The sequence below is a fragment of the Nocardia sienata NBRC 100364 genome (assembly GCF_001613205.1).
GTDB lineage: Bacteria > Actinomycetota > Actinomycetes > Mycobacteriales > Mycobacteriaceae > Nocardia > Nocardia sienata.
The window spans coordinates 41,588-65,934 of record NZ_BDBX01000031.1 but is presented as its reverse complement, the minus strand read 5'-3'; the positions used below and the strand labels follow the sequence as shown (position 1 = coordinate 65,934).

Genomic DNA, 24,347 nt, shown 5'->3' with positions numbered 1-24,347 from the left:
CCGTGCCCGACCCCGGCACCGACGATCTGGCCGATATCGCCGGCCTCGGCTACGAACGCGCCCGCGACGAGCTGGCCGGCGTGGTGAAGATGCTGGAGCAGGGCGGGATGGACCTCGACGACGCTCTGGCGCTCTGGGAACGCGGCGAGGCCCTCGCCAACCGGTGCGAAGAGCATCTGGCCGGGGCGCGGCAGCGGATCGAGAAAGCTCTGGCCGAATCCGACGACGCGCAATGATTCGCGCCTACACCGCTGACCGTTCAGGTGGCCGGTAGCGGCCGGGCGGCCACCACCGCGGCGGCCAGGGTCTCGAAGGCCTCGGTATTGCCGGCGCCCCGGATCAGCACTCGGCTGTCCCCGAAATCGGCCACCCACGCGGGTTCGGCGCCGGGCTCCTGGTAGACCACCCATTTCCGCCCGGCGACATCCCGGGTACCGGTGGCATACCGGGTGCCCGCGATATGCCGGGCCAGGACCTCTTCGGTGGCGTCGCTCTGGTCGAGTTCCATATAGGTGCCCACACCGGTGACATAACCGATGGTGCTGACCGTGCCACCGCCGCGTTCGGTGATCGTGTCGCGGCTGCCGGAATTCGGCTGCCAATTCTGCGGGAGGGCCGGTTCGCGGATCGGGAACGACAGGTTCTGCGCGTCCGAGCGCAGCGCCGCGGCGGCATCGAAACTCGGTATCGTGCCCTGGGTGGGACCGGTCGCGGAGAAACTGCACTGACTGGTCAGTCCGGCGAACACCACGGCGATCAGCACCAACGGGATCAACGACCAGAACAGATCCCGGTAGTCGTTCATGATGCGTGGCTTCTTGTTCGGCACGCTCCCAGTATCCATCGTGGTAGCGGCGGGGCCCCGCGCCGCCCCCGGTACTGCCGTACCAGGTGATCACCGGCACGCAATCCGGCGATGCGACAATTACGGCAAGTTACACAACCTAGGAGGCACCCGCTATGACGGCATCTTCGCCCGCTTCGAGCCGCCGCGAGGCGCCCGATCGCAACCTCGCGCTCGAACTCGTCCGCGTCACCGAAGCCGGCGCCATGGCAGCGGGGCGCTGGGTGGGCAAGGGCGACAAAGAAGGCGGTGACGGGGCGGCCGTGGATGCCATGCGGCAGCTGGTCAGCTCGGTATCCATGAGCGGCGTCGTGGTGATCGGCGAGGGCGAGAAGGACGAAGCGCCCATGCTGTACAACGGCGAGAACGTGGGTGACGGCACCGGTCCGGAGGTCGATTTCGCCGTCGACCCGATCGACGGCACCACACTGATGTCGAAGGGGTCCCCCGGCGCCATCTCGGTGCTGGCGGTCGCCGAACGCGGCGCCATGTTCGACCCCTCGGCGGTGTTCTACATGCAGAAGATCGCCGTCGGCCCCGACGCCGCCGACGTGATCGATATCTCGGCGCCCATCGGGGAAAACATCCGCAAGGTCGCCAAGGCCAAGCACGCCTCGGTCTCCGATATCACCGTGTGCATCCTGGACCGCCCCCGCCACAGCGGCCTGATCCAGGAGATCCGTGACGCCGGCGCCCGGATCCGCTTGATCTCCGACGGTGACGTGGCCGGCGCCATCGCCGCCGCGCGACCCGATTCCGGGACCGACATCCTGGTCGGTATCGGCGGCACTCCCGAGGGCATCATCGCCGCCGCGGCGATGCGCTGTATGGGCGGCGCGCTGCAGGGCAAGCTCGCCCCCAAGGACGACGAAGAGCGGCAGAAGGCGCTCGACGCCGGACACGACCTGGACCGGGTGCTGGTCACCGAGGATCTGGTGGCCGGGGAGAACGTCTTTTTCTGCGCCACCGGCGTCACCGACGGAGACCTGCTGCGCGGAGTCCGCTACTACGGCGGCGGCGCGTCCACCCAGTCCATCGTCATGCGGTCGAAATCGGGCACGGTCCGCATGATCGACGCCTACCACCGGCTCACGAAACTGCGCGAATACTCGTCGGTCGATTTCCACGGCGACGAGCACGCCGCCCCGCCGCTGCCCTGATCGGCGCGCGTGCGGTCCGGGCACTCCTCCGGACCGCACAGGGCCTCTCCGGCGCGCCGGGCACACACCCGCCGTGTCCAGCAACTTTCCGGCATACGGATCTATCCTCGATGTTTGCGGGTAATATCCGCGTGGCCACCGAACTGGCAACGTCACGGATATTCGCGCCCGGTAGCCGCCGCGTTGCCGAACCCACAGCCGGAGTGATGAACCACCACGACCTGCCCGTCCATCACACCGGCCTGTCGCGAGAGGATGGACATGCACCACTTCGCTCGACGTTCGGCCGGATTCACCATGGCACTCGCCGCCGCGGGGCTGCTCGTCGCCGGTTGCGGTGACGACGACAACTCGGTGTCGGATACCGTCGGCTCCCTGACCTCGGCGGTGATGCCCGGCGGCAACACCGGCACCGGCGCCCCCTCCGCCTCCCCGGGCGCCGAGGGCTCGCCCACCGAGACGACAGGCGCCGAGGGCTCGGCCACCCCTGACGAGGACCCCAATGCCGATGCCGGCGAAACCAGGGTGCAGACCCCGGACGGCAACGAAGTCGCCGTGAAGGGCAGCATCTATCAGAAGTACACCGAGGCCGGCGGTCCGACCGGCACACTCGGTATGCCCGAGGGCGAGGAGCAGGTCGCCGGTGACGGCGGTCGGTACCAGAACTTCTCCGGCGGCACCGTCTTCTTCAGCGAGGACACCGGCGCCCATATCGTCTGGGGCGATATCCGCGAGGCATGGGAGGCCAACGGCGGCGCGGACGGCCAACTCGGCTTCCCCACCTCCGACGAGGAGACCACCCCGGAGGGCAAGAAGAGCGAGTTCGAGGGCGGCACCATCACCTGGAACTCCTCGGACCGTTCCACCACGGTCACCGAGAAGTGAATCCAGTGCTCGGGGCGCCCGCGGGAGTGGGCGCCCCGGGCGCCAGCCGAGCCCGCGCGTCGGATGATCCGGAATCTCCGTTCACTTCCGGGGAATGGGCCGATTGTGCGAGTACCCCACCCGCGCCGGCCGGATCGCCGATATTCCCCAACCCGGCCCCGGCGCTCACCCCGTACGCGGTCCGACCCGCTACCGTGTGTGCGTGCAGAAACTGTTGACCGACCGCGACCTGCTGGAATCGCTCGCGGTAGAGGTGGAACTGACCATGCGGCGCCATACCGAGATCGCCGACGAATGGCAGCCGCACGACTTCGTCCCGTGGGACGACGGTCGCAACTTCGCTTTCCTCGGCGGCGAGGACTGGGACCCCGCGCAGTCCGAGCTCAGCGATACCGCCCGGCTGGCGCTCACCGTGAGCGTGTTGATCGCCGACAATCTGCCCTCGTACCACCGCGAGATCGGCAAATATCTGCGCACCGGCGCGTGGTGGCGCTGGGTGGGCCGCTGGACCGCCGAGGAGGCCCGGCACTCCGTGGTGATCCGCAACTACCTGATGGTCACCCGTGCCTGCGACCCGGTGGAGCTGGAACGACTGCGGATGGGTCATATGACCGACGGTTTCCGGCGCGCACCGCTGCATCTGCTGGATGTGCTGGCCGCCTGCGCGTTCGAGGAGACGGCCGCCGCCGTGCGCCATCGCAATACCGCCGCGCTCGGGGAGAACCCGCTGATCACCGCGATCAGCGAGCGGATCGCGGAAGACGATGAGCGGCAGGCCGCGGTATTCGCCGACCTCGTCGCAGCCGGTTTCGACGAGGCCCCGGACCAGACCATGCGTGCCGTCGCCGACCAGGTCGCCGCGTTCCGGGTCCCCTCGGTCACTCTGCCCGACGGGCGCAGCAGCGACGAGGCGCTGGCCGATGCCGGTATCTACGATCCGGAGAAGCAGGACGAGCTGATCTTCGCGCCGCTGCTGCGGCGCTGGGATGTGTTCGGCCGTAGCGACCTCGGCGAATCCGGCGAAGCGGCCCGCGAAGAGCTGGCCCGCTTCCGGTCCTGAATCCGTCTACGGTGCGACGCGACCGTCGACCAGCGGTCGCGTCGCACCGGCTGCCCTCACCCCGGATTCCCGGGCGGCACGGCCTCAGTCGTTGTCGATATTCGTCATGGACAGCACGTCCAGGCGCTGGTCGAGTTCTTCCTCGCTGAGCGCGTCTCCGATCAGTCCCCGATCGATCACCGTCTGACGGATCGTCTTCTGCTCCCGCAGGGCCTGTTTGGCCACCGCCGCAGCTTCCTCGTAACCGATCGCCGAGTTCAGCGGGGTCACAATGGAAGGCGAGGATTCGGCGAGGGTACGCAGCCGTTCGGTATCGGCGATCAGTCCGTGCACACACCGGTCGGCGAACAACCGCGACACCGCCGCCAGCAGCCGGATGGATTCGAGCACATTACGCGCCATCACCGGAATGTAGACGTTCAGCTCGAAATGCCCGCCCGCCCCCGCGAAGGCGACCGCGGCATCGTTTCCGATCACCTGCGCCGCCACCTGGGTGACCGCCTCCGGCAGCACCGGATTCACCTTCCCCGGCATGATCGAACTACCCGGCTGCAGGTCGGGCAGTTGCAGTTCACCCAGCCCGGTCAGCGGACCCGAACCCATCCAGCGGATATCGTTGGCGATCTTGGTCAGGCTCACCGCGACCGTGCGCAGCGCCCCGGAGACCTCCACCAGCCCGTCCCGCGCCGCCTGCGCCTCGAAATGATCCTGGGCCTCGGTCAGCGCGTCGAGCCCGGTGGCCCGTACCAACTCCGCCACCACCTTTTCCCCGAACCCGGCGGGTGCGTTCAGCCCGGTCCCGACCGCGGTACCGCCGATCGGCAGTTCGCCCAACCGCGGCAGCGTCGCCATCAACCGCTCCATACCCGCCGCGACCTGCCGGGTGTAGCCACCGAACTCCTGACCCAGCGTCACCGGGACCGCGTCCATCAGATGGGTACGCCCCGATTTCACCACCGTGCGCCATTCGGTCGCCTTGTCCAGCAGCGCCAGCCGCAGATGCTCGAGCGCAGGCAGCAGATCCTTGATCACGGCCTCGGTGGCGGCCAGATGGGTCGCGGTCGGGAAGGTGTCGTTCGACGACTGGGACATGTTCACGTGGTCGTTCGGGTGCACGGTGACCCCGCCCGCGGCCGCGATCGAGGCGATCACCTCGTTGGCGTTCATATTCGAACTGGTCCCCGACCCGGTCTGGAACACATCGATCGGGAACTGGTCGTCGTGGCGGCCCTCCGCGATCTCGGTGGCGGCCGCGACGATCGCCGCGGCCCGTTCGTCGTCGAGCAGCCCCAGATCCCGGTTGACCACCGCGCAGGCCCCCTTCAACAGCCCGAGCGCCCGGATCTGCGCCCGCTCCAGCCCCCGCCCGCTGATGGGGAAGTTCTCCACCGCCCGCTGAGTCTGGGCACGCCACAGCGCATCCACCGGAACGCGGACCTCGCCCATGGTGTCGCGCTCGATGCGGTACTGCTTCTCCTCGCTCATGTTCCCGACCCTATGCCGGGACCCGACGAAGTTGGCGTCCGACGTGCCACGCGTGAGGTCTGGCCCCGGCCCGACCACGGCAGGCTCGTGCGATTGCGAACACGTCCCCGCCGTAAACGTCGCCTTCCGGATACCGCCATCTCGACCAGCTCCGATCCGGGACCCGCCGGAATCGATCCCACGTTTCGTCGCGAACACGGCGTACCACCGTCCGTTACGCGGCATAGTGAGGTACATCACGCTTTATCCGGCGTGCGTTCAGCGCCCGAGTCGACCGAGGAGTTCGTCATGACCTACGCCAAGCCCGGTGCCGACGGCAGCATCGTCAGCTATGCCCGCCGATACGACAATTTCATCGGGGGTGAGTGGACCGCGCCCGTCGAGGGAAAATACTTCGACAATCCGTCACCGGTCGATGGCGAGACCTTCTGCGAGGTAGCACGTTCCACCGCACCCGATGTGGAACTGGCGCTGGATGCCGCGCATGCGGCCGCCGACGGGTGGGGGGCCACTTCCACCACCGAGCGGGCGAATATCCTCAACAAGATCGCGGACCGGATCGAGGAGAATCTGGAGGCGCTGGCGGTCGCGGAGACCTGGGAGAACGGGAAGCCGGTCCGGGAGACGAAGGCGGCGGACCTGCCGCTGGCCGTGGATCATTTCCGGTATTTCGCCGGCGCCATCCGCGCTCAGGAGGGCGGAATCAGCGAAATCGACGCCGATACCATCGCCTATCACTTCCACGAGCCGCTGGGTGTGGTGGGGCAGATCATTCCGTGGAATTTCCCGATTCTCATGGCCACCTGGAAACTGGCGCCTGCGCTGGCGGCCGGTAACGCGGTAGTGCTGAAACCGGCCGAGCAGACGCCGGCGTCGATCATGAAGGTGGTCGAGCTGATCGCCGACCTGTTGCCCCCCGGGGTGCTGAATGTGGTGAACGGTTTCGGGGTCGAGACCGGTAAGCCGCTGGCGTCGAGTCCGCGGGTGGCGAAGGTGGCGTTCACCGGGGAGACCACCACGGGCCGGTTGATCATGCAGTACGCGAGCGAGAACATCATCCCGGTCACCCTGGAACTGGGCGGGAAGAGTCCGAACATCTTCCTGCCGGATGTCATGGCGGCCGACGACGATTTCCTGGACAAGGCGGTCGAGGGTTTCGTGATGTTCGCGCTGAACCAGGGTGAGGTCTGCACCTGTCCGTCGCGGGCGCTCGTGCATTCGTCGATCTACGACGAGTTCATGGCCCGCTGTGTGGAGCGCACCAAGGCCATCGTGAGCGGCGATCCGCTCGATGACGCGACCATGATCGGCGCGCAGGCCAGTAACGACCAGCTCGAAAAGATCTTGTCCTACATCGATATCGGCAAGAAGGAAGGCGCCGAGGTTCTCACCGGCGGCGGTTCCCGTTCGGTCGAGGGCTACCCGAACGGCTACTACGTGGAGCCGACCATCTTCAAGGGCAGCAACGATATGCGCATCTTCCAGGAGGAGATTTTCGGCCCGGTCGTCTCGGTCACCACTTTCGATTCCACCGAGGAGGCCCTGAAGATCGCGAACGACACCCTCTACGGTCTCGGCGCGGGTGTATGGACCCGGGACGGTAATACCGCCTACCGGCTCGGCCGCGGTATCAAGGCCGGCCGCGTGTGGACGAACTGCTATCACGCCTATCCGGCGCACGCGGCGTTCGGCGGCTACAAGAAGTCGGGTATCGGCCGGGAGAACCACGCGCAGATGCTGGACCACTACCAGCAGACCAAGAACCTGCTGGTCAGCTACTCACCGCAGAAGCTCGGGTTCTTCTGATGCCGGACCCGAACCGGGTGGAACTCACCGCGACCGCCGCCGATCTGCTGCACGAGCTGATCGAACGGCACGGTCCGGTGATGTTCCACCAGTCCGGCGGGTGCTGCGACGGCAGCGCACCCATGTGTTATCCGCGGGGCGAGTTCCGGGTCGGGGCGCAGGATGTGCTGCTGGGGCAGGTGGATGTGGACACCCCGTTCTGGATGAGCGCGGACCAGTACCAGTACTGGAAGCACACCCATCTGACCGTGGACGTGGTGCCCGGGCGCGGGAGTGGATTCTCGCTGGAGGCGCCGGAGGGTGTGCGGTTCCTGATCCGGTCCCGGCTGCTCACCGATGAGGAGTTCCTCCGCCTCGAGGCCGCGCCGCCACCGCCGACGGGCGCGGACCTCGCCGACTGACCGCTGCGGCGAATCCGCCGGCCCGGACTACTGCCGATCGGGCCCGGCGGGTCGGGCGGTACGCGTCGGCCCGGTACCGGATCATCGATCGAATCCGGCCGGAGCCGATCAATTCCGGCTCCGGGATCCGTCGTCAGTGCATACCAGCCGTCAGCCGAGGAGGATCGTCATGCAGAAGATCGTCACCAATCTCTGGTACGACACTCAGGCCGAGGAGGCCGCGGAGTTCTACTGTTCGCTGTTCCCGGACGGGAAGATCACCGGGGTGCAGCGCTATACGGAGTCGGGGATGCGGGAGGCGGGGACGGTGATGCTGGTCGATTTCCAGCTCGCCGGCCAGCAGTTCACCGCTATCAACGGCGGCGGCGACTACCACTACACCCACGCCATGTCACTACTGGTCAACTGTGACGATCAGGCCGAGGTGGACCGCCTGTGGGAGGCGCTGCTCGCCGACGGCGGCGAGGAGGTCCAGTGCGGCTGGCTCAACGACAAGTACGGGGTGCCGTGGCAGATCTGGCCCAGCGAGGCCAACGAACTGCTCTCCGGTGACGATCCGGTGGCGGTCGACCGCGCTCTCGCCGCCATGTACCAGATGACGAAGATCGACGTACAGGCCATGCGCGAGGCCTACGCCGGCTGACCCTCTTCCGGCGGCCGCGCCGGGTGGGTTCCAGAGCGTTGCCAGCGCCAGGCGAACTCACCCGGCCGCGGCGGTGGGCCCGGTAGCTCGCCCTCGGCGGTCAATCCGGCGATCAGGACCGCGAGCACCCGGCGGCGCAGTTGCGCGGTGCGCTGCCGGTCCGGCGTCGCCACGGCGGCGCACGCTTCCAATATCAGGCCGATGTCCTGCGGGGTCACTCCTTCCCGCAGTCGGCCCGACGCATGGGCGCGGCGCACCAATTCCGTGTTCACCTCGTCGGCGTGCGCCACATCGGGCCGCATCGCGGGATCGGGCTCGAAGGTACCCGCGAGATGGACCGTCAGGGAGTGCACATCGGCGTCTACCACTCGCTGCAGGAATCCCACCAGGGCCTGCCAGCCGTCGGGTTCGGCCAGCGCGGCGTCGGCCTCCGCGTTGTAGCGGCGCAGCCCCTCGTGACACAGCGTGCGTAGTAGCGCTTCCTTGCTGGGATAGCGCCGGTAGAGCGCGCTGATCCCGACACCCGCCCGTTCGGCCACCGCGGCGATCGGGGCCTTCGGCTCGGCCAGGAACACCTCCCGGGCAGCTTCCAGAACCAGACTGTCGTTGCGGGCGGCCTGCGCTCTACGTCCGGCCAGGGGCTTGTGAGCAGGTGTTTTCGCTGATTTCGGCATGTGTCGAGCATATCACTTGAAACGGAATGTTCCGTTCTGTTAGATTAACGGAACAAATCATTCCGTTCCAAGATAAGGATCAGCTATGGCCACCATCCAGCCTTTCCGCATCGAGATCCCCCAGGCCGATGTCGACGAGCTGCGCACCCGGCTCCAGCGCACCCGCTGGGCCGATCAGATCCCGGGCTCCGGCGAGGAGTACGGCGTGAGCGTGGACCGGGTACGCGCCCTGGCGGAGCACTGGCTACAGCTCGATTGGCGGAAGATGGAGGAGCAGCTCAACACCCACCCCCACTTCGTGACCGAGATCGACGGTCAGCGGATCCATTTCCTGCACGTACGCGCGCAGCAGGGCACCGGGTTCCCGCTCGTCCTCACCCACGGCTGGCCCGGCACCTTCATCGAATACCTGCGCCTGATCGAGCCGCTGACCGCCGCGGGCTTCGATCTCGTCGTCCCCTCGGTGCCCGGTTACGGTTTTTCCGGACCCACCAGCGAGAAGGGCTGGAACGACCAGCGGATAGCCCGCGCGTGGGCCGAGCTCATGAGCCGGCTCGGCTACACGCGATACGGCGCGGTGGGCAACGACGGCGGATCGTCCATCTCGGTCGAACTGGGCCGTGTCGCACCGGACCGGGTCATGGGAATACATGTGGCCCAGGTGTATTCGTTCCCGTCGGGCGATCCTGCCGAGCTGACGGACCTGAATGCCGACGAGCAGCGATCACTGGAAACCCTGAACTGGTTCGTGGCGAACAAGATGGGTTTCAATGTGCTGCAGTCACAGCAGCCGCAGACCCTCGCGCACGCCCTCGCGGATTCACCGTCGGGTCTGCTCGGCTGGAACGGACAGCTCCTGGGCCCGGACCTGGACGACGAGTTCGTGATCGCCAATATCGCCGTCCACTGGTTCACCGGTACGACGGGTTCGGCGATCCGGCACTACTTCGAGAAGGACAAGGCCCCCGCTCCCACCGCGCCGTCGACGGTGCCGCTGGCACTGTGCGGCTCGACCGGCGATTTCCACGGCATCCGGCGGTTCGCCGAGCGGGACCACCACATCGTGTCGTGGCGTACGCACGAAGTGCACACCCACTACCTGCACCATGTCGCGGCGGATCTCATGGCCGCCGAGATCACCGCGTTCTTCGGCGAATACCGCGGCGAGTGAGCCGAGGCCGTGGCGATCCGCGCACCACGGCGGATCCGCGGTGCACGTTGTGCGCAACGCCTCAGGAATGCTCCTTCAGGTACTCCAGGTAGAAGCCGCGCAGCGCCTCGGCGAGTTCACCGTCACCGGCGTGAACATAGTCGTCGAGCATCGGTACCACCCATTTGATATCGGCCTCGCTCTCCCCGGCCCGGCCCGCGGTGGCCTCCGCCGCCGGGATCCGGGTCAGTAGCTCCCAGAGGAAGCGGATATCACCGTGGCGCACCGCGAGCCTGACCGCGCGGTCGTGCAGTTCCTTCGACGAGAGCTTGTCCAACTCCTCGTACTGGGTCATATCGCCGACTCTAATCCCGGCGCCGCGTTCCGGCCCGGTTTCGGGCAGGGCGACCGGGCCGTCGCCGCGTGGCGTACCCACTCCGGGCCGATACCGTGCTGCGATGACCCGATGACCGACGAAACCCTCACCCCACCGCCCGGCTTCCAGGTCAAACGCGTCTACGAGGCTCCCGCGGCCGACGACGGATACCGGGTGCTCGTCGACCGCCTGTGGCCGCGCGGCCTGGCCAAGGCCGCGGCCGAGATCGACGAATGGGCCAAGGAGATCACTCCCTCGACCGAGTTGCGCCGCTGGTTCCACGAAGACCCCGACGGCCGGCGCACCGAATTCGCCGACCGCTACCGGGCCGAACTCGCCGAGCCCGCAGCCCGCGAGACACTGCACCGGTTGCGGGAGCGCGCCGAGGGCAGTCCGCCGGTGACTCTGGTCACCGCGGTCAAAGAGCCGGGTCACAGCCACGTTCCGGTACTCGTGGAGCTGCTGGGCGGCTGATGGCGCCCGCAGCGGGCGACACGTCGGTGAACCCGGAGCGAACACGCCGCCCCGGCGCCGGGATGCCGCGAATTGCGCCGATACCTGATCCGAATCGGTCGAGGATGGTCGATACCATGGCTGACCTGCGTGAAACCGGCCGAACCGGGGCCAGTTCACAGCGAATTCACCAAAGCCTCCCGCATTTCTCCGAGCGCACAAGGGTGGTGAGGAGGTAGCTTCGGAGTGGCGGGTCGCACGTTGCGGTTCGCTCGGGAGGTCCTGACCGTGACTGAGAAACTCAGTACGAGGGGGCCGGCACCCGGTCCTCGTGGCCACTGACGCACTACGTCGGCAGCCATCCGGACCTACCGGCCCAGCGAGACTGTCTGTGTGGGTGCCGCGCAGACCATAGGAGCCTACCGTGACTGATAATCGCTCCGTATCCGCCCCTTCGGCGAATTCTCGCTTCATCAAGAAAGGTTTGAAAACCTTCGTCATCGACACCTCCGTGCTGCTGTCGGATCCCTGGGCAGTGACCCGGTTCGGCGAACATCATGTGGTGTTGCCGCTGGTCGTGATCAGCGAACTCGAAGGTAAACGACACCATCACGAACTCGGCTGGTTCGCCCGCGAGGCGCTGCGCATGCTCGACGATCTGCGGGTGGCCCACGGCCGGCTCGACGAACCGCTGCCGATAGGTACCGACGGCGGCACGTTGCAGGTGGAACTGAACCACACCGACCCCTCGGTGTTGCCGGTCGGTTTCCGCACCGAGAGCAACGATTCCCGCATCCTGGCCTGCGCGTTGAATCTCGCGGCCGACGGATGCCAGGTGGTGTTGGTGTCCAAGGACATCCCGATGCGGGTGAAGGCCAGCGCGGTAGGTCTACGGGCGGAGGGATATCACGCACAGGATGTGGTGACCTCCGGCTGGACGGGCATGGTCGAGATCGACACCGCCTCCGAAGTCGTCGACCGGCTCTACAGCGAATCGGCCGTCGATCTCGACGAGGCACGAGAACTGCCCTGCCACACCGGAATCCGGCTCCTCGGCAGCAGTTCCAGCGCTCTCGGCCGGGTGACACCGGACAAGCGGGTGCAGCTGGTGCGGGAACGGGAGGCGTTCGGGCTGCACGGCCGCTCCGCGGAACAGCGCGTCGCATTGGATTTGTTGCTCGACGAGAGCGTCGGCATCGTCTCGCTGGGCGGCCGCGCCGGCACCGGTAAATCCGCGCTGGCACTCACCGCCGGTCTGGAAGCGGTGCTGGAGAAGCGCACTCAGCGCAAGGTCGTGGTCTTCCGGCCGCTCTACGCGGTGGGCGGTCAGGAACTCGGCTATCTGCCGGGCACCGAGAACGAGAAGATGGGCCCGTGGGCCCAGGCCGTCTTCGACACACTGGACGGCCTGGCCAGCCGCGAGGTCATGGAGGAGGTGCTCAGCCGGGACATGCTGGAAGTCCTCCCGCTGACCCATATCCGAGGCCGGTCGCTGCACGATTCGTTCGTGATCGTGGACGAAGCCCAGTCACTGGAACGCAATGTCCTGCTGACGGTACTGAGCCGGCTCGGCAGCGGTTCCCGGGTGGTCCTGACCCATGATGTGGCGCAGCGCGACAATCTACGGGTCGGCCGGCACGACGGTGTCGCCGCGGTGGTCGAAAAGCTCAAGGGCCACCCCTTGTTCGCGCATATCACCCTCACCCGCAGTGAGCGGTCGCCGATCGCCGCCCTGGTCACCGAGATGCTGGAGGAATACGGGCCCAACGCGTAGGGCCCGGCGCACGACACAGCCGTTCGAGAGCGCTCCACGGCGCTCTCGAACGGCGTCCGCATCATCGCGACCCGGCAGATCAGCGGCCGAAAATCGCCTTCGCGACCCCGATCGCGGTACCGCGCAGAAAGTTCTCCCAGCTGAAATGGTCGTGCCACAGCACGATCCGGCCGTCGCGCAACTCGAAGGTGCCCATCACCCAGAACGAGATGCGCACCGGCCCGAACCGCAGCACATCGGTGCGATCGGTGAGCACCACCGATCCGTCCGCGGCGATATGGTGCATCTGCGCCGAGAACCCGAACTGCTCCCGGTCCAGGCCCCGTAGCAACTTCGCGACCCGCCGCGCCCCGCGCACATCCGGCAGCGAGGTGTTCTTCCAGACGATATCGGGATGCACCAGCTCCAGCGCCTCGTCGAGCGCGCCGATCTCCATCGCGGTGAAGAACTCGCGGACCGTGGTGACCGCTTCCTGACTCAGATCGGTATCCATTGCCCGAGCCTAGGGCAGTGTTTGTCGGCGCGCCTCCGGCGCGCGGGGTCGAGCCCCCCTGGTCCCGCTGTTCAGGCCTCGAGACTCGCGGCTTCGCCGCATGCAATGTGCGGTGGTCCGACCATAGAGCGCGACCGTTGAGCACTTTCGGCCAAGGGCGGGACGGGCCTCGACCCTTTGTGGGCCTCGCCGAACTCGGCACCGGGAGGATGTGGGAATTACACCAGGTTCCAGTCCTCCAGGCCCTGGTACAGCGGGAAGTCGTTGGCGAGTTTCTTGACCCGGCCGCGCAGGGCGTCCAGGTCGGCGCCGCCGGCGAGGGCGGTGGCGATGATATCGGCGACCTCGGTGAACTCGGTGTCGCCGAAGCCGCGGGTGGCCAGGGCGGCGGTGCCGATACGCAGACCGGAGGTGACCATCGGCGGACGCGGGTCGAAGGGGACGGCGTTGCGGTTGACCGTGATCCCGACCTCGTGCAGCAGGTCTTCGCCCTGCTGGCCGTCGAGGTCGGAGTTGCGCAGGTCGACCAGGACCAGGTGGACGTCGGTGCCGCCGGTGAGGACGCTGATGCCCTTACCCGCGACGTCGGCGCCGGTCAGGCGTTCGGCGAGAATCTTGGCGCCGGTCACGGTGCGCTGCTGGCGTTCGGCGAACTCGGGGGTCCCGGCGATCTTGAACGCGACCGCTTTCGCGGCGATGACATGCATCAACGGGCCGCCCTGCTGCCCGGGGAACACCGAACTGTTGAGCTTCTTGGCGTAGTCCTGCTTCGCCAGAATGAGGCCCGAGCGGGGGCCGCCGAGGGTTTTGTGGACGGTGGAGGAGACCACATCGGCGTGCGGGACCGGGGAGGGGTGCAGGCCGGCGGCGACCAGTCCGGCGAAATGCGCCATATCGACCCACAGGTAGGCGCCGACCTCGTCGGCGATCTCCCGGAACGCCGCGAAATCCTGATGCCGCGGGTACGCCGACCATCCGGCGACGATCACCTTCGGCCGCGCCTCCCGCGCGATCGCCCGCACGTTGTCCATATCCACGCGGTGGTCTTCCTTGGAGACCCCGTAGGAGTGGACGTCGTACAGCTTGCCCGAGAAGTTCAGCCGCATGCCGTGGGTGAGGTGGCCGCCGTGGGCCAGGTCCAGGCCGAGCAGACGGTCGCCCGGATCGAGCAGCGACATCAGCACCGCGGCATTGGCCTGAGCGCCCGAATGCGGCTGCACATTCGCGAAGTCGGCGCCGAACAGCGCCTTGGCGCGTTCCCGGGCGAGGTTCTCGACCACGTCGACGTGTTCGCAGCCGCCGTAATAGCGACGACCGGGGTAACCCTCGGCGTACTTGTTGGTGAGCACACTGCCCTGGGCCTGCAACACCGCGCGCGGCACGAAGTTCTCCGACGCGATCATCTCCAGGGTGTCGCGTTCGCGGGCGAGCTCACCCGCCATCGCGGTGGCGAGTTCGGGATCGAGTTCACCGAGAGACTGGGTATTGACAGAGGCGGTCGTCTGCGTCACCACGCCAGTGTATGAGTCACCTCGGGGCCGCGTTCAATTGCCCCGCCTTCGGCGGGGCGTGCCCGCAGCCCTCGTGACCCCGAACGCCTGCCGTCGGGAAATGACGGGGCCGGGCCTCACAGGTGCACATGATCGGCCTCGGTAACCCACGACTTCGTCAGTGTTCACGAGACGCCGTGCGCGGGGTGCCCGGTCAGGCGGCGCGGAGGGCGGAGGGGATCAGAGGTTCGTCCAGCAGACGGCGGAAGCGGTCGGCGCGGTCGTCCTCGTCGGTGGCGCGGTCGAGCCAGCCGCCCAGCAACCGGTAGCCCTCCACGTAGGTGCTGATGTAGGCCCGCCACAGCGGTGAGGACAGGAAGCGCAGCGACTGGCGGGCACGGTCGGGGGTGGTCAGCGACCAGCGCTCCAGGAAAGCGGCCACCTCGTCGGCGTCCTTGCCCTGGTCGTGCAGCATGAGCGCGGCGTCCTGCCGGACCCCGAGCAGCTGTCCGGAGGCCTCGGCGAGCCGTTCGGCGCGTTCACCGTCGAACCGCAGTCCGAGGTCGGCGTAGATCTCCTGAGCCCACCGGCCCCAGCCGGGCCCGACGATCGAGCGCAACGCCAGGTCTGCCAGACCTTCGGCCATCAGGCACTGCGGGGTGTTGACCAGGAAGATCGTCTGTTCGGCCTGCCCGGCGGCCACCAGGCCGGCTTCCTTGCGGCAGTGCTCGGTGTGGTGCCCCGGGTAGGACTCGTGCGAGATGAGCCGGGGCAGATTCGCCATGTGCTGGCGCAGATCGGAGTTGATGGCGACCGTCGAACGGTAGTTGCCGAGGTAATAGTTGAAACCGGACCACGGCTTGTCGCCGACCACCTCGTAGGTGACGTGTTCGTGGTCGGGCAGCGGGTACCGGGCACGGACCAGTTCGCGCAGCGCGCCGGAGAACGCTTCGACGCAGGCCTCGAGCTTTTCCGGCGGGATCTCGTCGGCTTTGCGATGGGCCGCCATCCGCTCCGTCAACGGCCCCGATCCGCCCAGGACCTCGTCGATCCTGCGGTGTGCCTCCTGGTAGTCGGCGGGATCACCGGGCGCGATCTCGACGTCGAAATAGGCGCGGACCTCGTCGACGAAGCCGATATCGTCGCCGGCGAACTTGCGGCCCGAGCATTCCAGCGCCCGCAGATGCACATCGATGAACTCGGACCGCTGGGCGGTCAGGCCGGCGTTCGGCAGTTCCGCACGCAACCGCGCCGCCGTCCTGGCCAGATCCCGGGGTTCGGGCTTCGGCGCGTTCTCGACCTCGCGCCGCAGCCGCGGGTCGGCGGTGTAGGCGTCGACGAATCCCTTTTCGATCCGATCGAATGCCAGACCGAGCCGCAGGTATTCGATCACCAGGGGATGGGCTTCCATGGCCTCGACCCTAATGGGCGGAGGCCTTCGGCGATCCGCGTACGGCCGCAATGAGACAACATATGGCAGGTCACCCGCGCGCCGTCCCCGGTGCGGATTCGGCCGACGGGTACCGGCCGCGCGTCCCGGTTACCACGGGCAGCAGTTGTTATACACGACGGTAATGGACCCCCCGATCCCCCTACTCCCCGCCGAGGGGCAGAATTCAGCCATGAGGGCACAGCCAGAGCGCCGGACCCGCCGGGGTCGCGACAGCCGCAGCGGCGGAATTCCACGCGCGAGGCACCGCGAGCGCGAGTGTCCGGCAGAGTGGAGCGCTGAGTAGATGGCCAAGGCGAGCGAGCCGAGTCCGTATGTGGAATTCGACCGGAAACGGTGGCGGGAACTGCGCAAATCGACTCCGCTGGTGCTCACCGAAGAGGAACTGATCGGACTGCGGGGCCTGGGCGAACAGATCGACCTGGAAGAAGTGGCCGAGGTCTATCTGCCGCTGGCCCGGTTGATCCACCTGCAGGTGGCGGCGAGACAGCGCCTGTTCGCGGCCACCGCCACCTTCCTCGGAGAATCACATCCGGACAAACAGGTCCCTTTCGTGATCGGTGTGGCCGGTAGCGTGGCGGTCGGCAAATCCACTACGGCCCGCGTGCTGCAGGCACTGCTGGCCCGCTGGGATCATCATCCCCGGGTCGATCTGGTGACCACCGATGGATTCCTCTACCCCACGGCGGAACTCACCCGGCGCGGGCTCATGCACCGTAAAGGCTTCCCGGAGAGCTACGACCGCCGCAAACTACTGCGCTTCGTCACCGAGGTGAAATCGGGGGCCGAAGAAGTGTGCGCACCGGTCTATTCGCATATCTCCTACGACATCGTCCCCGGCGAGTTCCACTGTGTCCGCCAGCCGGATATCCTCATCGTCGAAGGATTGAACGTCTTGCAGACCGGGCCACGGTTGATGGTCTCGGATCTGTTCGATTTCTCCATCTATGTGGACGCGCGAATCGAAGATATCGAAACCTGGTACGTACGAAGGTTTCTGAGCCTGCGGGCCACCGGTTTCGCCGATCCCAAGGCCCATTTCCATCACTACGCCAAATTCACCGACACCGAGGCGACGGCGGCCGCGAAAGATATCTGGAACTCCACCAACCGCCCCAACCTGGTGGACAACATCCTGCCCACCCGCCCTCGTGCGACCCTGGTCCTGCGGAAGGACTCCGACCATACGATCAACCGGCTGCGCTTGCGGAAGTTGTGATACCGGCGGAGGCGGCGCCGAAGTATCAGGTGCCGTAGCGGCGGTGGCGGGCGGCGTAGTCGCGGAGGGCGCGCAGGAAGTCGACCCGGCGGAACTCGGGCCAGTAGACCTCGGTGAACCAGATCTCGGAGTAGGCGCTCTGCCAGAGCAGGAAGCCGGACAGCCGCTGTTCGCCGGAGGTGCGGATCACCAGGTCGGGGTCGGGTTGCCCCGAGGTGTAGAGGTGTTGGCCGATAGCGCTGACCGTTATGGACTGGACCAGATCCTCGCCGGTTTCACCGGCCGAGATCTCCTGGCGGACCAGTTGGCGGACAGCGTCGGCGATCTCCTGGCGGCCGCCGTAACCGATGGCGACGTTGACGTGGGTGCCGGTGCGTTCGCGGGTTCGTTCGGTGGCGGTGCGCATTCGTTTGGCGACCAGCTCGGGCAGGCCGTCGAGCGTGCCGACGATACGGACCCGCCAGTTCTGTTCGGGGGCGGCGAGTTCCTCGACGACGTCGGTGATGACCTCGAAAAGGGTTTCCAGTTCTTCCTGGCCGCGGCTGAGGTTTTCGGTGGAGAGCAGGTAGACGGTGACCAGCTCGATTCCCTCGGCTTCACACCAGCTGACGAGTTCGGCGACTTTGAGCGCGCCGACACGGTGGCCGTGGGTGATATCGGTGAACCCGTTCTCCCGGGCCCAGCGGCGGTTGCCGTCGCACACCACCGCTACGTGGCGGGGATGCTGTTTGTCCGCGAGCTTCTTGGCCAGACGGGCCTCGTAGATGCGATAGGGAAAGCCCCGCAGCCGACTCGGAAATTCCACGACGACCAACAGTACGCCTCTTCCGGTCGGCGTCCGTAGTTGTGGCGCAATGCGGTGGCGGGGTCACGGCCGGGGCGGAGACCGCCCCTATCGGCGAGTGAAGCGGTACAGTGGCCACGAGACAAACCTACGCTGCCGTAGGTTACCCACGAGTTCAGTATCGGCCCCCAGCGGCCCGCGGAGATATCCGCAGGCCCGCCCCAACGGCGGCCGTCGCGCTCCCGGCGGAAGCCGGGCAGCGCGCACTCGAGCCAGGAGGCAATGTGTCCGACCCGTCCCCCGGCGGTCCCCCGAACCCCCTCGACCTCGAGCCCACCGGCACCCTCGCCGGTGCCGCGGTCGACCCACGGAGCGGTCCGAACAACGACGATCCGGTCCCCAACCCGGCCGACTCACTGGTCGCGCTGGTCAAACCCCGGATGCGCGGCTGGATCCACACCTGGGCCACCGGTATCGCCGCGGTGGCCGTGATCGCGCTGGTCGCGACGGCGGCCAGCATCTCGGCGACAGCGGTCGTCGCGACCCTCATCTACGGCCTGACCATCTGCGCTCTGTTCGGGATCAGCGCCACCTATCACCGCGTCACCTGGCAGACGGTCCAGGCCCGGCTGCGGATGAAACGCGCGGACCACTCGATGATCTTCCTCTTCATCGCGGGCACCTACACGCCGTTCGCGCTGCTCGCGCTACCCGCTCCGACCGGTCCGATCCTGCTCGCCGTGGTGTGGACGGGCGCGCTGGCCGGAGTCGCGCTGAAACTGCTGTGGCCGCTCGCCCCCCGGTGGGTGGGAGTGCCGTTGTATCTGCTGCTCGGCTGGGCGGTGGTGCCGGTGGGCGGGGAACTGTATCGATCGGCCGGCCCGGCCGCGGTTCTGCTGCTGGTCGCCGGCGGGTTGGCCTACAGCATCGGCGCGGTGCTCTACGCCACCCGCTGGCCGAACCCGTGGCCGAGCACCTTCGGCCACCACGAGTTCTTCCATGCCGCCACGGTGGTGGCCGCCCTCTGCCATTACGCGGCGGTCTGGCTGGTACTGCTGGGTTGAGGGAGCTCGTTCCCGGACCGCTGACCAGCTACGTCGATTAGGCTGCGGAGTCGTGTCCTCAGATACCGGCCGCCCGCGCTCCAACGGCCACCGCGGGTAGCTCCCCGATGACCTACAGTGTCGGATCCCGGCCCCGGGCCGGGGCGCTCACCCGGCTCGTGCAGTGGACGGTCCTCGCCCGCTGGGGGCTGGCATCGGTCGTCATCGCCGCCCACCTCAGCGGTCTCGCGGTCATCGTGACCCAGCTGGTGCTCATCGGCTTTCCCGGTCGCGTCGGCGCCGATCAACTCAGCGGGCTGCTGCTGGTCACCGTCTATCCGATCGTCGCGTCGCTGGCGGGGATCGCGCTGGCCGTCCGCGACCGGATGAGCTATTTCGCCTGGCTGGACAACTCCCGAAAACCGACCCCCGAGGAGGCGCGGCGGATCCTGCACCTGCCGCTCGCCATCACCCTGCGCTCGCTGGTGATGTGGGCGCCGGGCGTAGTGGTCTCGGCGGTCCTGCTGGCCGAACTCACGACCGAGAAGGACCTCACCGTCCTGGTCGCGATGTTCACCATCGGCGGACTCGAATCGGCGGGCCTGACCTACCTGATCGTGGACCGGGTCATCCGGCCCGTGGTGCCGATCGTGGCCGGAGTGCTCGGCGCGACCATGCACTGGAGTTCGTCGGTGTTCGTCCGGGTGGCGCTGGCCTGGGCGGTCTCGGGCGCGATGCCGCTCAGCGCTCTGATCGTGGTGCTCGCCGATCCGGCCACCTCCATGGAACACCGGATCCGCACTGGTATCTATCTCGCCGCGATCAGTCTGATCGTCGGGGTCCTGGCCACCTGGGCGCTGACCCGGGCGGTGGCCTCGCCCCTGCGGACGCTGCGGATAGCGGTGGACCGGATCACCCGCGGCGACCTGGATGTACGGGTATCGGTGGGCAGTGCCAGCGAGATCGGCCGGTTGGAACATTCGGTGAACGAAATGTCGGCGAACCTGCGCGAACGGTTGCGCATGCGCGACGTGTTCGGCCGACACGTGGGCGAGGAGGTGGCCGAGCGGGCACTCGCCGGGGGTATCGATCTCACCGGTGACGTGCGGGAGGTTTCGGCACTCTTCGTGGACGTCACCGGATCGGTGGCGATTTCCACCGGACTCCCGCCGCAGGAGTTCGTGGCCAAACTGAACCGGCTCATGGCCACCGTGGTCGCCGCGACCGAGGACAACGACGGCCTGGTGAACAAGTTCGAGGGTGACGCGGCCCTGTGTATCTTCGGTGCCCCTATCGCGCTGGCCGACAACGCTACTCCCGCTCTGCGCGCCGCCCGCCGGATCCGCGACGAGGTCCTGGCGGCGGGCGAACTCGATATCGGTATCGGCGTGGCCCGGGGCCGGGTGTTCGCCGGGGACGTCGGCACCGACACCCGCCGGGAGTACACGGTGATCGGAGACGCGGTCAACGCCGCGGCCCGGCTCACCAGCCGTGCCAAGGAGGTACCGCGGCGCATCCTGGTCTCCCAGAGTGTTGTCGATGCCGCCGCGACGGACGAGCGCGCGGAATGGGTGAAGTACGGGGCCGTCGCGTTACGCGGTATCGACGCACCGACCCCATCCTGGACCGATCGCGAACACGAGGCGCCGAGCTGAGCACTGAGGGGTGTCGTGCACACGGCCTACAACCGTCGCGGCAGCTACTCCTCGGCGATGGCCGTCAGCGGGAGAGCCGGGTGGCGACCTCCGCGACCAGCGCGGCCAGCCCGAACTCGAACACCGCGGCGGCCACCGCGCTCGTGCCGCGCGGCTCGGTCGCGCCTGCCATGGCGACAGCGGTCAATGCCGGAAATCGCTCGGGCCCATCGAATTCGGCGAAAACGACGGGATCCAGCACCGGTCCCACGTGGGTGGGCGAGTCACACCCTCGCGCCGGGTCGACCTCTAGGCGGGTGACTCCGGAGGTGAAAGCGCTGACCGAGAGCAAAGTATCGGTCACCAGATGGGCCGGCAGCCCGCCGTCCAGCAGTGCGCGGGTGGCAGCTTCGCCCCAGGCAGCTTCGTTGGGACCGAGATAGCGATTACCGGTCCCTACGGCCAGCACCCAGGGATGACGCGTGTAGAGATCCCGCATCGCGCGAGCCCAGTGGTCTATGGCCCCCGCCCAGTCCCTCGGCAGCGCGGGTGGTGTGCCCATGGCGGCATCGAGCATGAGCGCCACCAGATCGTCTTTGCTCGGCACGTGCCGATACAACGACATGGTGGCCGCGCCCAACTGCTTGGCGAGCCGTTGCATGGACAGCGCACCGATCCCGTCCGCGTCGGCCATCCTGATCGCTTCGGCGACGATCCTGTCACGGCTCAGCGCCGGTCGCGGCCCACGCCCGGAAGGTTGCTGCCCCGACCACAACAGCCGCGCCAACGGCGCCATCTCGTCGCTCACCAGCCACTCCTCAAACTATTGCGTATGCCATACGCTACGCGTACGTTATACGCAGCATCTCGTTTCCTCGGCTCTCCCGGATGGTCCCTCATGACTTTTTCGACCCGGCGATCACCGCGCTCTGTCCACTCAGAGCCCCGCCCCACCTGGTGGCGGCGCCCGTGGACGGGGCCGCTCCTGGTGCTGGTTTTGGCTTTCGTCGCATTCTCACTTCCCCCCTATCTCACCTTCGACCGGTCGCTGTCCCGAGTGCCCGATGCGGGTTTCGCCCTGCATTATCCACTGCTGGTGATCCACGTGATCTGCGGTTCGGTGGCCATCCTGACCTGCGGATTCCAGGTATGGCCGTGGTTTCGGTCGCACTACCGCCCGCTGCATCGGCACCTCGGCCGCTGCTACGTGTTCGCAGGCGTCCTCCCGGCCGGTCTCACCGGATTGGTCATCGGCGCGACCAGCCCGTTCGGCCCGGTCGCCCGGGTCAGCAATGTGATGCTGTCGGCACTGTGGCTGCTGACGACGATCGCGGGCCTGCGCGCGGCCCGACAGCGCCGTATCGGCGACCACCGCCGCTGGATGATCCGCAGCTTCGCGCTGACCCTGTCCATCATTCTCAACCGCGTTCTCGGCGCGATCCTGCTCGTGACGCTGGAGCCCCTCTCGGCCACCACGTTCCACGGTGACGAGGAGCTTCTTGTCCAAACCATCGCGGGGATCGGCACCTGGCTGGGCTGGACCCTGTCACTGCTGACGGCACAGTGGTGGCTCGACCGGCGGCCCCGCCCAACAGGTGCGCGATGACGCCGGGCCGACCGGGCCGCACGGCCGATCAGGAACGCGTTCATCGGCACTTGCTCCGGGGTCGCGGACTACCGGAGTCGCCGACGCGCGCCACCCGTGCCGTGCTCGCCGAACTGCGCGCTCTGGGATTGTTGCGCGACGACCTGACCGCCGTCGCGCCGGCCGAAGCTGTGGAAAAACTGGTCCGTCAACGCCTTTCGGACGCCTTGCACCAATTGTCGGGACTGGCCACCGCGTGGGAGGTGCTCCAGGATCTGGGCGAAGAACAGCGGACGGGCCGCCCGGTCGAGCCTGTCGAGGTCCTGGAGAGCTACGACGCGCGACGACGTATCCGCGAGCTGTTGCTCCGGGAGCCGGGGGAGCTGCTCGCCGCGTGGGGCAGACCAGGCCGGGAACCGATCGAGGCGGCGAGTGTCGAAGCGAACCTGGTCGCGGTCCACCGGGTGCTGGTGTCGCCCGAGGCGATGGAAGACCCGGGGCAGGCCGACTATGTGCGCCACGGTGCCGTGCTCGGTGTGTCACATCGGGTGTGCCCGCGGCCGTTCGGTCCGCTGGTGATCGTCAACCGATCGGTCGCCTACACCGCCATGGACGACGGGTCCGTGCTGCAGATCCGACAGGCCGGCCTGGCCGGATTCCTTGCCGAGGTCTTCGACCAGGCGTGGGACCTGGGTCATGAGATCACCGAGGCACCCTTCTCTCCCATCGAACGACGGGTGTTGCAGGCCTTGACCTGCCACGACACCGACGACACCGCGGCGCGATCGATCAATGTCTCGGTGCGGAAGTTCCGTTCGCACGTGGCGGCGGTGATGGACCGGCTGGGTGCGCGCACCCGGTTCCAGGCCGCGTTGGCGGCGAAGGAGAAAGGGTGGCTATGACGTCGCAGCCGGGTTGAGGGTGGTGCCGGGTGTGCGAGACAGCCGGAACACAGCGCGCTATCCGTGGTCGAAATGACAGCAACCGGGTAATCATGCTCGGTCTGCGCCGTCCGAATAGCGGCTGCGCCGGTCACATCGTCCGGGCGAAGTGGGCCGCGGCCGTGTCGACAGCAATCGTGACCTGGGGTTCCTGGTCATAGAAGTCGAATTGGGTGCCCTCGGTCCACAGGAAGTCCTTCGGTCCGGCGAGTCCGGTGTGGAAGCGTCGGGCGCCGTCGGGGATGGCCGCGTCTTCGCTGTGGACGAGTACGGTCGGCTGCGTGATGCGGGTGGCGGTCACGATCGCGTCATGGGTGAGCCAGTCGACCCAGGACATGACGGCGAATCGATTGTGCCAGGCCGGGATGCCGCCGCGCGCGGGATCGAGATAGAAATCGATCTCGTACGGCATGGCCGCGTTCTCCGCGGCGCTGCCCACGACAGGCACGTAGACGATTTCGCCGGTCTCTTCGAACCGTGCCCGGGCGCGGCGGCCTGCCTCGATCCGGGTGGTCACTTCACCGGCGCCGCCGTACGCCTGCTCGCACACCGCTGCGTCGTGCAGCCACGGGGCGACCAGCGCCAGCGATTTCACGCGGGGGTCCACCGCGGCATTGCCGGCCATATACATGGCGGCTGCGCAGATACCGAGCGCCCCGATGCGCCCGGCGTCGACGGCGTCGAGCGTGGCGAGGAAACCGACAGCATGGCCGATATCGTCGATCTTTCGCTGCGGCGACTCGACGTCGCGGGGTTCACCGGCCGATTCGCCGAACCCGGTGAAGTCGAAGGAGAGGGCCGCGTATCCCTTTTCGGCGAGCCGCTGGGCGTAGCGGTCGGCCATCATCTCCTTGACGCTGGTCCAGGTACCCGCGACCACCACGCCGGGCGCCGGCGCGGTGGTGTCGGGCAGGAACAGGTTTCCGACGAGTTCGACCCCATCGCTGACGAATTCGACCTTCTTCACACATCCTCCTCATTGTTGGGCACCGATCGC

25 protein-coding genes are annotated in these 24,347 nt (G+C 67.5%); 15 read left to right on the top strand and 10 right to left on the bottom strand.

Features of this window, described 5'->3' with window-relative positions:
- Positions 1–2: 2 nt before the first annotated feature.
- Positions 3–236 (top strand): exodeoxyribonuclease VII small subunit, encoded by a 234-nt coding sequence (locus NS4_RS17665; RefSeq protein ID WP_063060623.1) that lies wholly within the window; start codon positions 3–5, stop codon positions 234–236.
- A gap of 23 nt (positions 237–259) precedes the next feature.
- Here the strand turns inward: NS4_RS17665 and NS4_RS17660 are convergent, their stop codons facing one another.
- Positions 260–829 (bottom strand): DUF4245 domain-containing protein, encoded by a 570-nt coding sequence (locus NS4_RS17660; protein ID WP_063060622.1) that lies wholly within the window; start codon positions 827–829, stop codon positions 260–262.
- Between the two features lie 131 nt (positions 830–960).
- Between NS4_RS17660 and glpX the strand changes: the two genes are divergently transcribed.
- The 3 genes from glpX (at position 961) to NS4_RS17645 (ending at position 3,949) form a co-directional block, all read left to right on the top strand.
- On the top strand, positions 961–2,004 hold the full coding sequence (glpX, locus tag NS4_RS17655) for a class II fructose-bisphosphatase (RefSeq protein ID WP_063060621.1): 1,044 nt from the start codon (positions 961–963) through the stop codon (positions 2,002–2,004).
- Positions 2,005–2,265: 261 nt separating this feature from the next.
- Positions 2,266–2,889, top strand: a complete 624-nt coding sequence (locus tag NS4_RS17650; protein ID WP_063060665.1) for an LGFP repeat-containing protein — start codon at positions 2,266–2,268, stop codon at positions 2,887–2,889.
- 202 nt (positions 2,890–3,091) lie between these two features.
- Positions 3,092–3,949, top strand: coding sequence for an acyl-ACP desaturase (locus NS4_RS17645; protein WP_169811774.1), 858 nt, complete (start codon positions 3,092–3,094; stop codon positions 3,947–3,949).
- A gap of 84 nt (positions 3,950–4,033) precedes the next feature.
- Here NS4_RS17645 and NS4_RS17640 read toward each other — a convergent pair whose 3' ends face one another.
- The gene (locus NS4_RS17640) at positions 4,034–5,434 is read right to left on the bottom strand and encodes a class II fumarate hydratase (protein WP_063060620.1); all 1,401 of its coding nucleotides are present in this window, start codon (positions 5,432–5,434) and stop codon (positions 4,034–4,036) included.
- 288 nt (positions 5,435–5,722) lie between these two features.
- On the opposite strand from NS4_RS17640, the gene adh reads away from it, so the two are divergent.
- The 3 genes from adh to NS4_RS17625 all read left to right on the top strand — a co-directional run bounded on the left by adh (position 5,723) and on the right by NS4_RS17625 (position 8,284).
- Positions 5,723–7,240 (top strand): aldehyde dehydrogenase, encoded by a 1,518-nt coding sequence (adh, locus tag NS4_RS17635; RefSeq protein WP_063060663.1) that lies wholly within the window; start codon positions 5,723–5,725, stop codon positions 7,238–7,240.
- Positions 7,240–7,641 (top strand): DUF779 domain-containing protein, encoded by a 402-nt coding sequence (locus NS4_RS17630; protein ID WP_063060619.1) that lies wholly within the window; start codon positions 7,240–7,242, stop codon positions 7,639–7,641. Before adh ends, NS4_RS17630 begins: the two co-directional genes overlap by 1 nt.
- Positions 7,642–7,810: 169 nt before the next feature.
- A complete protein-coding gene (locus tag NS4_RS17625) occupies positions 7,811–8,284 on the top strand; it encodes a VOC family protein (RefSeq protein ID WP_063060618.1) in 474 nt (157 codons plus the stop codon).
- Here NS4_RS17625 and NS4_RS17620 read toward each other — a convergent pair.
- The gene (locus tag NS4_RS17620) at positions 8,272–8,958 is read right to left on the bottom strand and encodes a TetR/AcrR family transcriptional regulator (protein WP_063060617.1); all 687 of its coding nucleotides are present in this window, start codon (positions 8,956–8,958) and stop codon (positions 8,272–8,274) included. The genes NS4_RS17625 and NS4_RS17620 overlap by 13 nt on opposite strands.
- 85 nt (positions 8,959–9,043) lie before the next feature.
- On the opposite strand from NS4_RS17620, the gene NS4_RS17615 reads away from it, so the two are divergent.
- Positions 9,044–10,129 (top strand): epoxide hydrolase family protein, encoded by a 1,086-nt coding sequence (locus NS4_RS17615; protein WP_063060616.1) that lies wholly within the window; start codon positions 9,044–9,046, stop codon positions 10,127–10,129.
- Positions 10,130–10,190: 61 nt separating this feature from the next.
- Here NS4_RS17615 and NS4_RS17610 read toward each other — a convergent pair whose 3' ends face one another.
- Positions 10,191–10,544, bottom strand: coding sequence for a hypothetical protein (locus NS4_RS17610; RefSeq protein ID WP_245665486.1), 354 nt, complete (start codon positions 10,542–10,544; stop codon positions 10,191–10,193).
- A 30-nt stretch (positions 10,545–10,574) separates the two neighbouring features.
- Between NS4_RS17610 and NS4_RS17605 the strand changes: the two genes are divergently transcribed.
- The gene (locus NS4_RS17605) at positions 10,575–10,958 is read left to right on the top strand and encodes a DUF488 domain-containing protein (protein ID WP_063060615.1); all 384 of its coding nucleotides are present in this window, start codon (positions 10,575–10,577) and stop codon (positions 10,956–10,958) included.
- A 403-nt stretch (positions 10,959–11,361) separates the two neighbouring features.
- Positions 11,362–12,711, top strand: coding sequence for an RNA 5'-3' helicase PhoH2 (phoH2, locus tag NS4_RS17600; RefSeq protein WP_063060614.1), 1,350 nt, complete (start codon positions 11,362–11,364; stop codon positions 12,709–12,711).
- A 79-nt stretch (positions 12,712–12,790) separates the two neighbouring features.
- Here phoH2 and NS4_RS17595 read toward each other — a convergent pair whose 3' ends face one another.
- The 3 genes from NS4_RS17595 to NS4_RS17585 form a co-directional block, all read right to left on the bottom strand.
- Positions 12,791–13,204, bottom strand: coding sequence for a limonene-1,2-epoxide hydrolase family protein (locus tag NS4_RS17595; RefSeq protein ID WP_063060613.1), 414 nt, complete (start codon positions 13,202–13,204; stop codon positions 12,791–12,793).
- Between the two features lie 218 nt (positions 13,205–13,422).
- The gene (gene glyA / locus NS4_RS17590; protein WP_063060662.1) at positions 13,423–14,715 is read right to left on the bottom strand and encodes a serine hydroxymethyltransferase; all 1,293 of its coding nucleotides are present in this window, start codon (positions 14,713–14,715) and stop codon (positions 13,423–13,425) included.
- Positions 14,716–14,908: 193 nt separating this feature from the next.
- Positions 14,909–16,105 carry a hypothetical protein gene (locus NS4_RS17585; RefSeq protein ID WP_063060612.1) on the bottom strand — a complete coding sequence of 399 codons (1,197 nt, stop codon included), beginning with the start codon at positions 16,103–16,105 and terminating at the stop codon, positions 14,909–14,911.
- A gap of 325 nt (positions 16,106–16,430) precedes the next feature.
- On the opposite strand from NS4_RS17585, the gene coaA reads away from it, so the two are divergent.
- A complete protein-coding gene (gene coaA / locus NS4_RS17580) occupies positions 16,431–17,363 on the top strand; it encodes a type I pantothenate kinase (RefSeq protein WP_063060611.1) in 933 nt (310 codons plus the stop codon).
- Positions 17,364–17,388: 25 nt separating this feature from the next.
- On the opposite strand, the gene NS4_RS17575 is transcribed toward coaA, so the two are convergent.
- On the bottom strand, positions 17,389–18,177 hold the full coding sequence (locus tag NS4_RS17575) for an isoprenyl transferase (RefSeq protein ID WP_084487440.1): 789 nt from the start codon (positions 18,175–18,177) through the stop codon (positions 17,389–17,391).
- 386 nt (positions 18,178–18,563) lie between these two features.
- Here NS4_RS17575 and trhA point away from each other — a divergent pair, with 386 nt between their 5' ends.
- Both trhA and NS4_RS17565 read left to right on the top strand, forming a co-directional pair.
- Entirely contained in the window at positions 18,564–19,211 is a 648-nt protein-coding gene (gene trhA, locus NS4_RS17570) for a PAQR family membrane homeostasis protein TrhA (RefSeq protein WP_369690218.1), read from the top strand.
- A gap of 107 nt (positions 19,212–19,318) precedes the next feature.
- A complete protein-coding gene (locus NS4_RS17565) occupies positions 19,319–20,845 on the top strand; it encodes an adenylate/guanylate cyclase domain-containing protein (RefSeq protein WP_063060609.1) in 1,527 nt (508 codons plus the stop codon).
- 64 nt (positions 20,846–20,909) lie between these two features.
- On the opposite strand, the gene NS4_RS17560 is transcribed toward NS4_RS17565, so the two are convergent.
- Positions 20,910–21,632 carry a TetR/AcrR family transcriptional regulator gene (locus NS4_RS17560; RefSeq protein ID WP_084487438.1) on the bottom strand — a complete coding sequence of 241 codons (723 nt, stop codon included), beginning with the start codon at positions 21,630–21,632 and terminating at the stop codon, positions 20,910–20,912.
- Positions 21,633–21,812: 180 nt separating this feature from the next.
- Here NS4_RS17560 and NS4_RS17555 point away from each other — a divergent pair, with 180 nt between their 5' ends.
- Both NS4_RS17555 and NS4_RS17550 read left to right on the top strand, forming a co-directional pair.
- Positions 21,813–22,430 carry a DUF2306 domain-containing protein gene (locus NS4_RS17555; protein WP_245665484.1) on the top strand — a complete coding sequence of 206 codons (618 nt, stop codon included), beginning with the start codon at positions 21,813–21,815 and terminating at the stop codon, positions 22,428–22,430.
- Positions 22,427–23,311: a helix-turn-helix transcriptional regulator gene (locus NS4_RS17550; protein WP_157106100.1), complete on the top strand. Its 885-nt coding sequence runs from the start codon at positions 22,427–22,429 to the stop codon at positions 23,309–23,311. The genes NS4_RS17555 and NS4_RS17550 overlap by 4 nt, the downstream gene beginning before the upstream one ends.
- Positions 23,312–23,441: 130 nt before the next feature.
- Here NS4_RS17550 and NS4_RS17545 read toward each other — a convergent pair whose 3' ends face one another.
- Positions 23,442–24,317, bottom strand: a complete 876-nt coding sequence (locus tag NS4_RS17545) for an alpha/beta hydrolase (protein ID WP_063060606.1) — start codon at positions 24,315–24,317, stop codon at positions 23,442–23,444.
- Between the last annotated feature and the right edge of the window lie 30 nt (positions 24,318–24,347).

Excerpts from the sequence above, each read along its gene's own strand:
- NS4_RS17650 (WP_063060665.1), top strand. The coding sequence starts at position 2,266 with ATGCACCACTTCGCTCGACGTTCGGCCGGATTCACCATGGCACTCGCC.
- NS4_RS17640 (WP_063060620.1), bottom strand. The coding sequence starts at position 5,434 with ATGAGCGAGGAGAAGCAGTACCGCATCGAGCGCGACACCATGGGCGAG.
- NS4_RS17595 (WP_063060613.1), bottom strand. The coding sequence starts at position 13,204 with ATGGATACCGATCTGAGTCAGGAAGCGGTCACCACGGTCCGCGAGTTC.
- NS4_RS17565 (WP_063060609.1), top strand. The coding sequence starts at position 19,319 with ATGACCTACAGTGTCGGATCCCGGCCCCGGGCCGGGGCGCTCACCCGG.
- NS4_RS17615 (WP_063060616.1), top strand. The coding sequence starts at position 9,044 with ATGGCCACCATCCAGCCTTTCCGCATCGAGATCCCCCAGGCCGATGTC.
- NS4_RS17625 (WP_063060618.1), top strand. The coding sequence starts at position 7,811 with ATGCAGAAGATCGTCACCAATCTCTGGTACGACACTCAGGCCGAGGAG.
- NS4_RS17620 (WP_063060617.1), bottom strand. The coding sequence starts at position 8,958 with ATGCCGAAATCAGCGAAAACACCTGCTCACAAGCCCCTGGCCGGACGT.
- glpX (WP_063060621.1), top strand. The coding sequence starts at position 961 with ATGACGGCATCTTCGCCCGCTTCGAGCCGCCGCGAGGCGCCCGATCGC.
- NS4_RS17605 (WP_063060615.1), top strand. The coding sequence starts at position 10,575 with ATGACCGACGAAACCCTCACCCCACCGCCCGGCTTCCAGGTCAAACGC.
- NS4_RS17550 (WP_157106100.1), top strand. The coding sequence starts at position 22,427 with ATGACGCCGGGCCGACCGGGCCGCACGGCCGATCAGGAACGCGTTCAT.
- adh (WP_063060663.1), top strand. The coding sequence starts at position 5,723 with ATGACCTACGCCAAGCCCGGTGCCGACGGCAGCATCGTCAGCTATGCC.
- NS4_RS17585 (WP_063060612.1), bottom strand. The coding sequence starts at position 16,105 with ATGGAAGCCCATCCCCTGGTGATCGAATACCTGCGGCTCGGTCTGGCA.
- coaA (WP_063060611.1), top strand. The coding sequence starts at position 16,431 with ATGGCCAAGGCGAGCGAGCCGAGTCCGTATGTGGAATTCGACCGGAAA.
- NS4_RS17630 (WP_063060619.1), top strand. The coding sequence starts at position 7,240 with ATGCCGGACCCGAACCGGGTGGAACTCACCGCGACCGCCGCCGATCTG.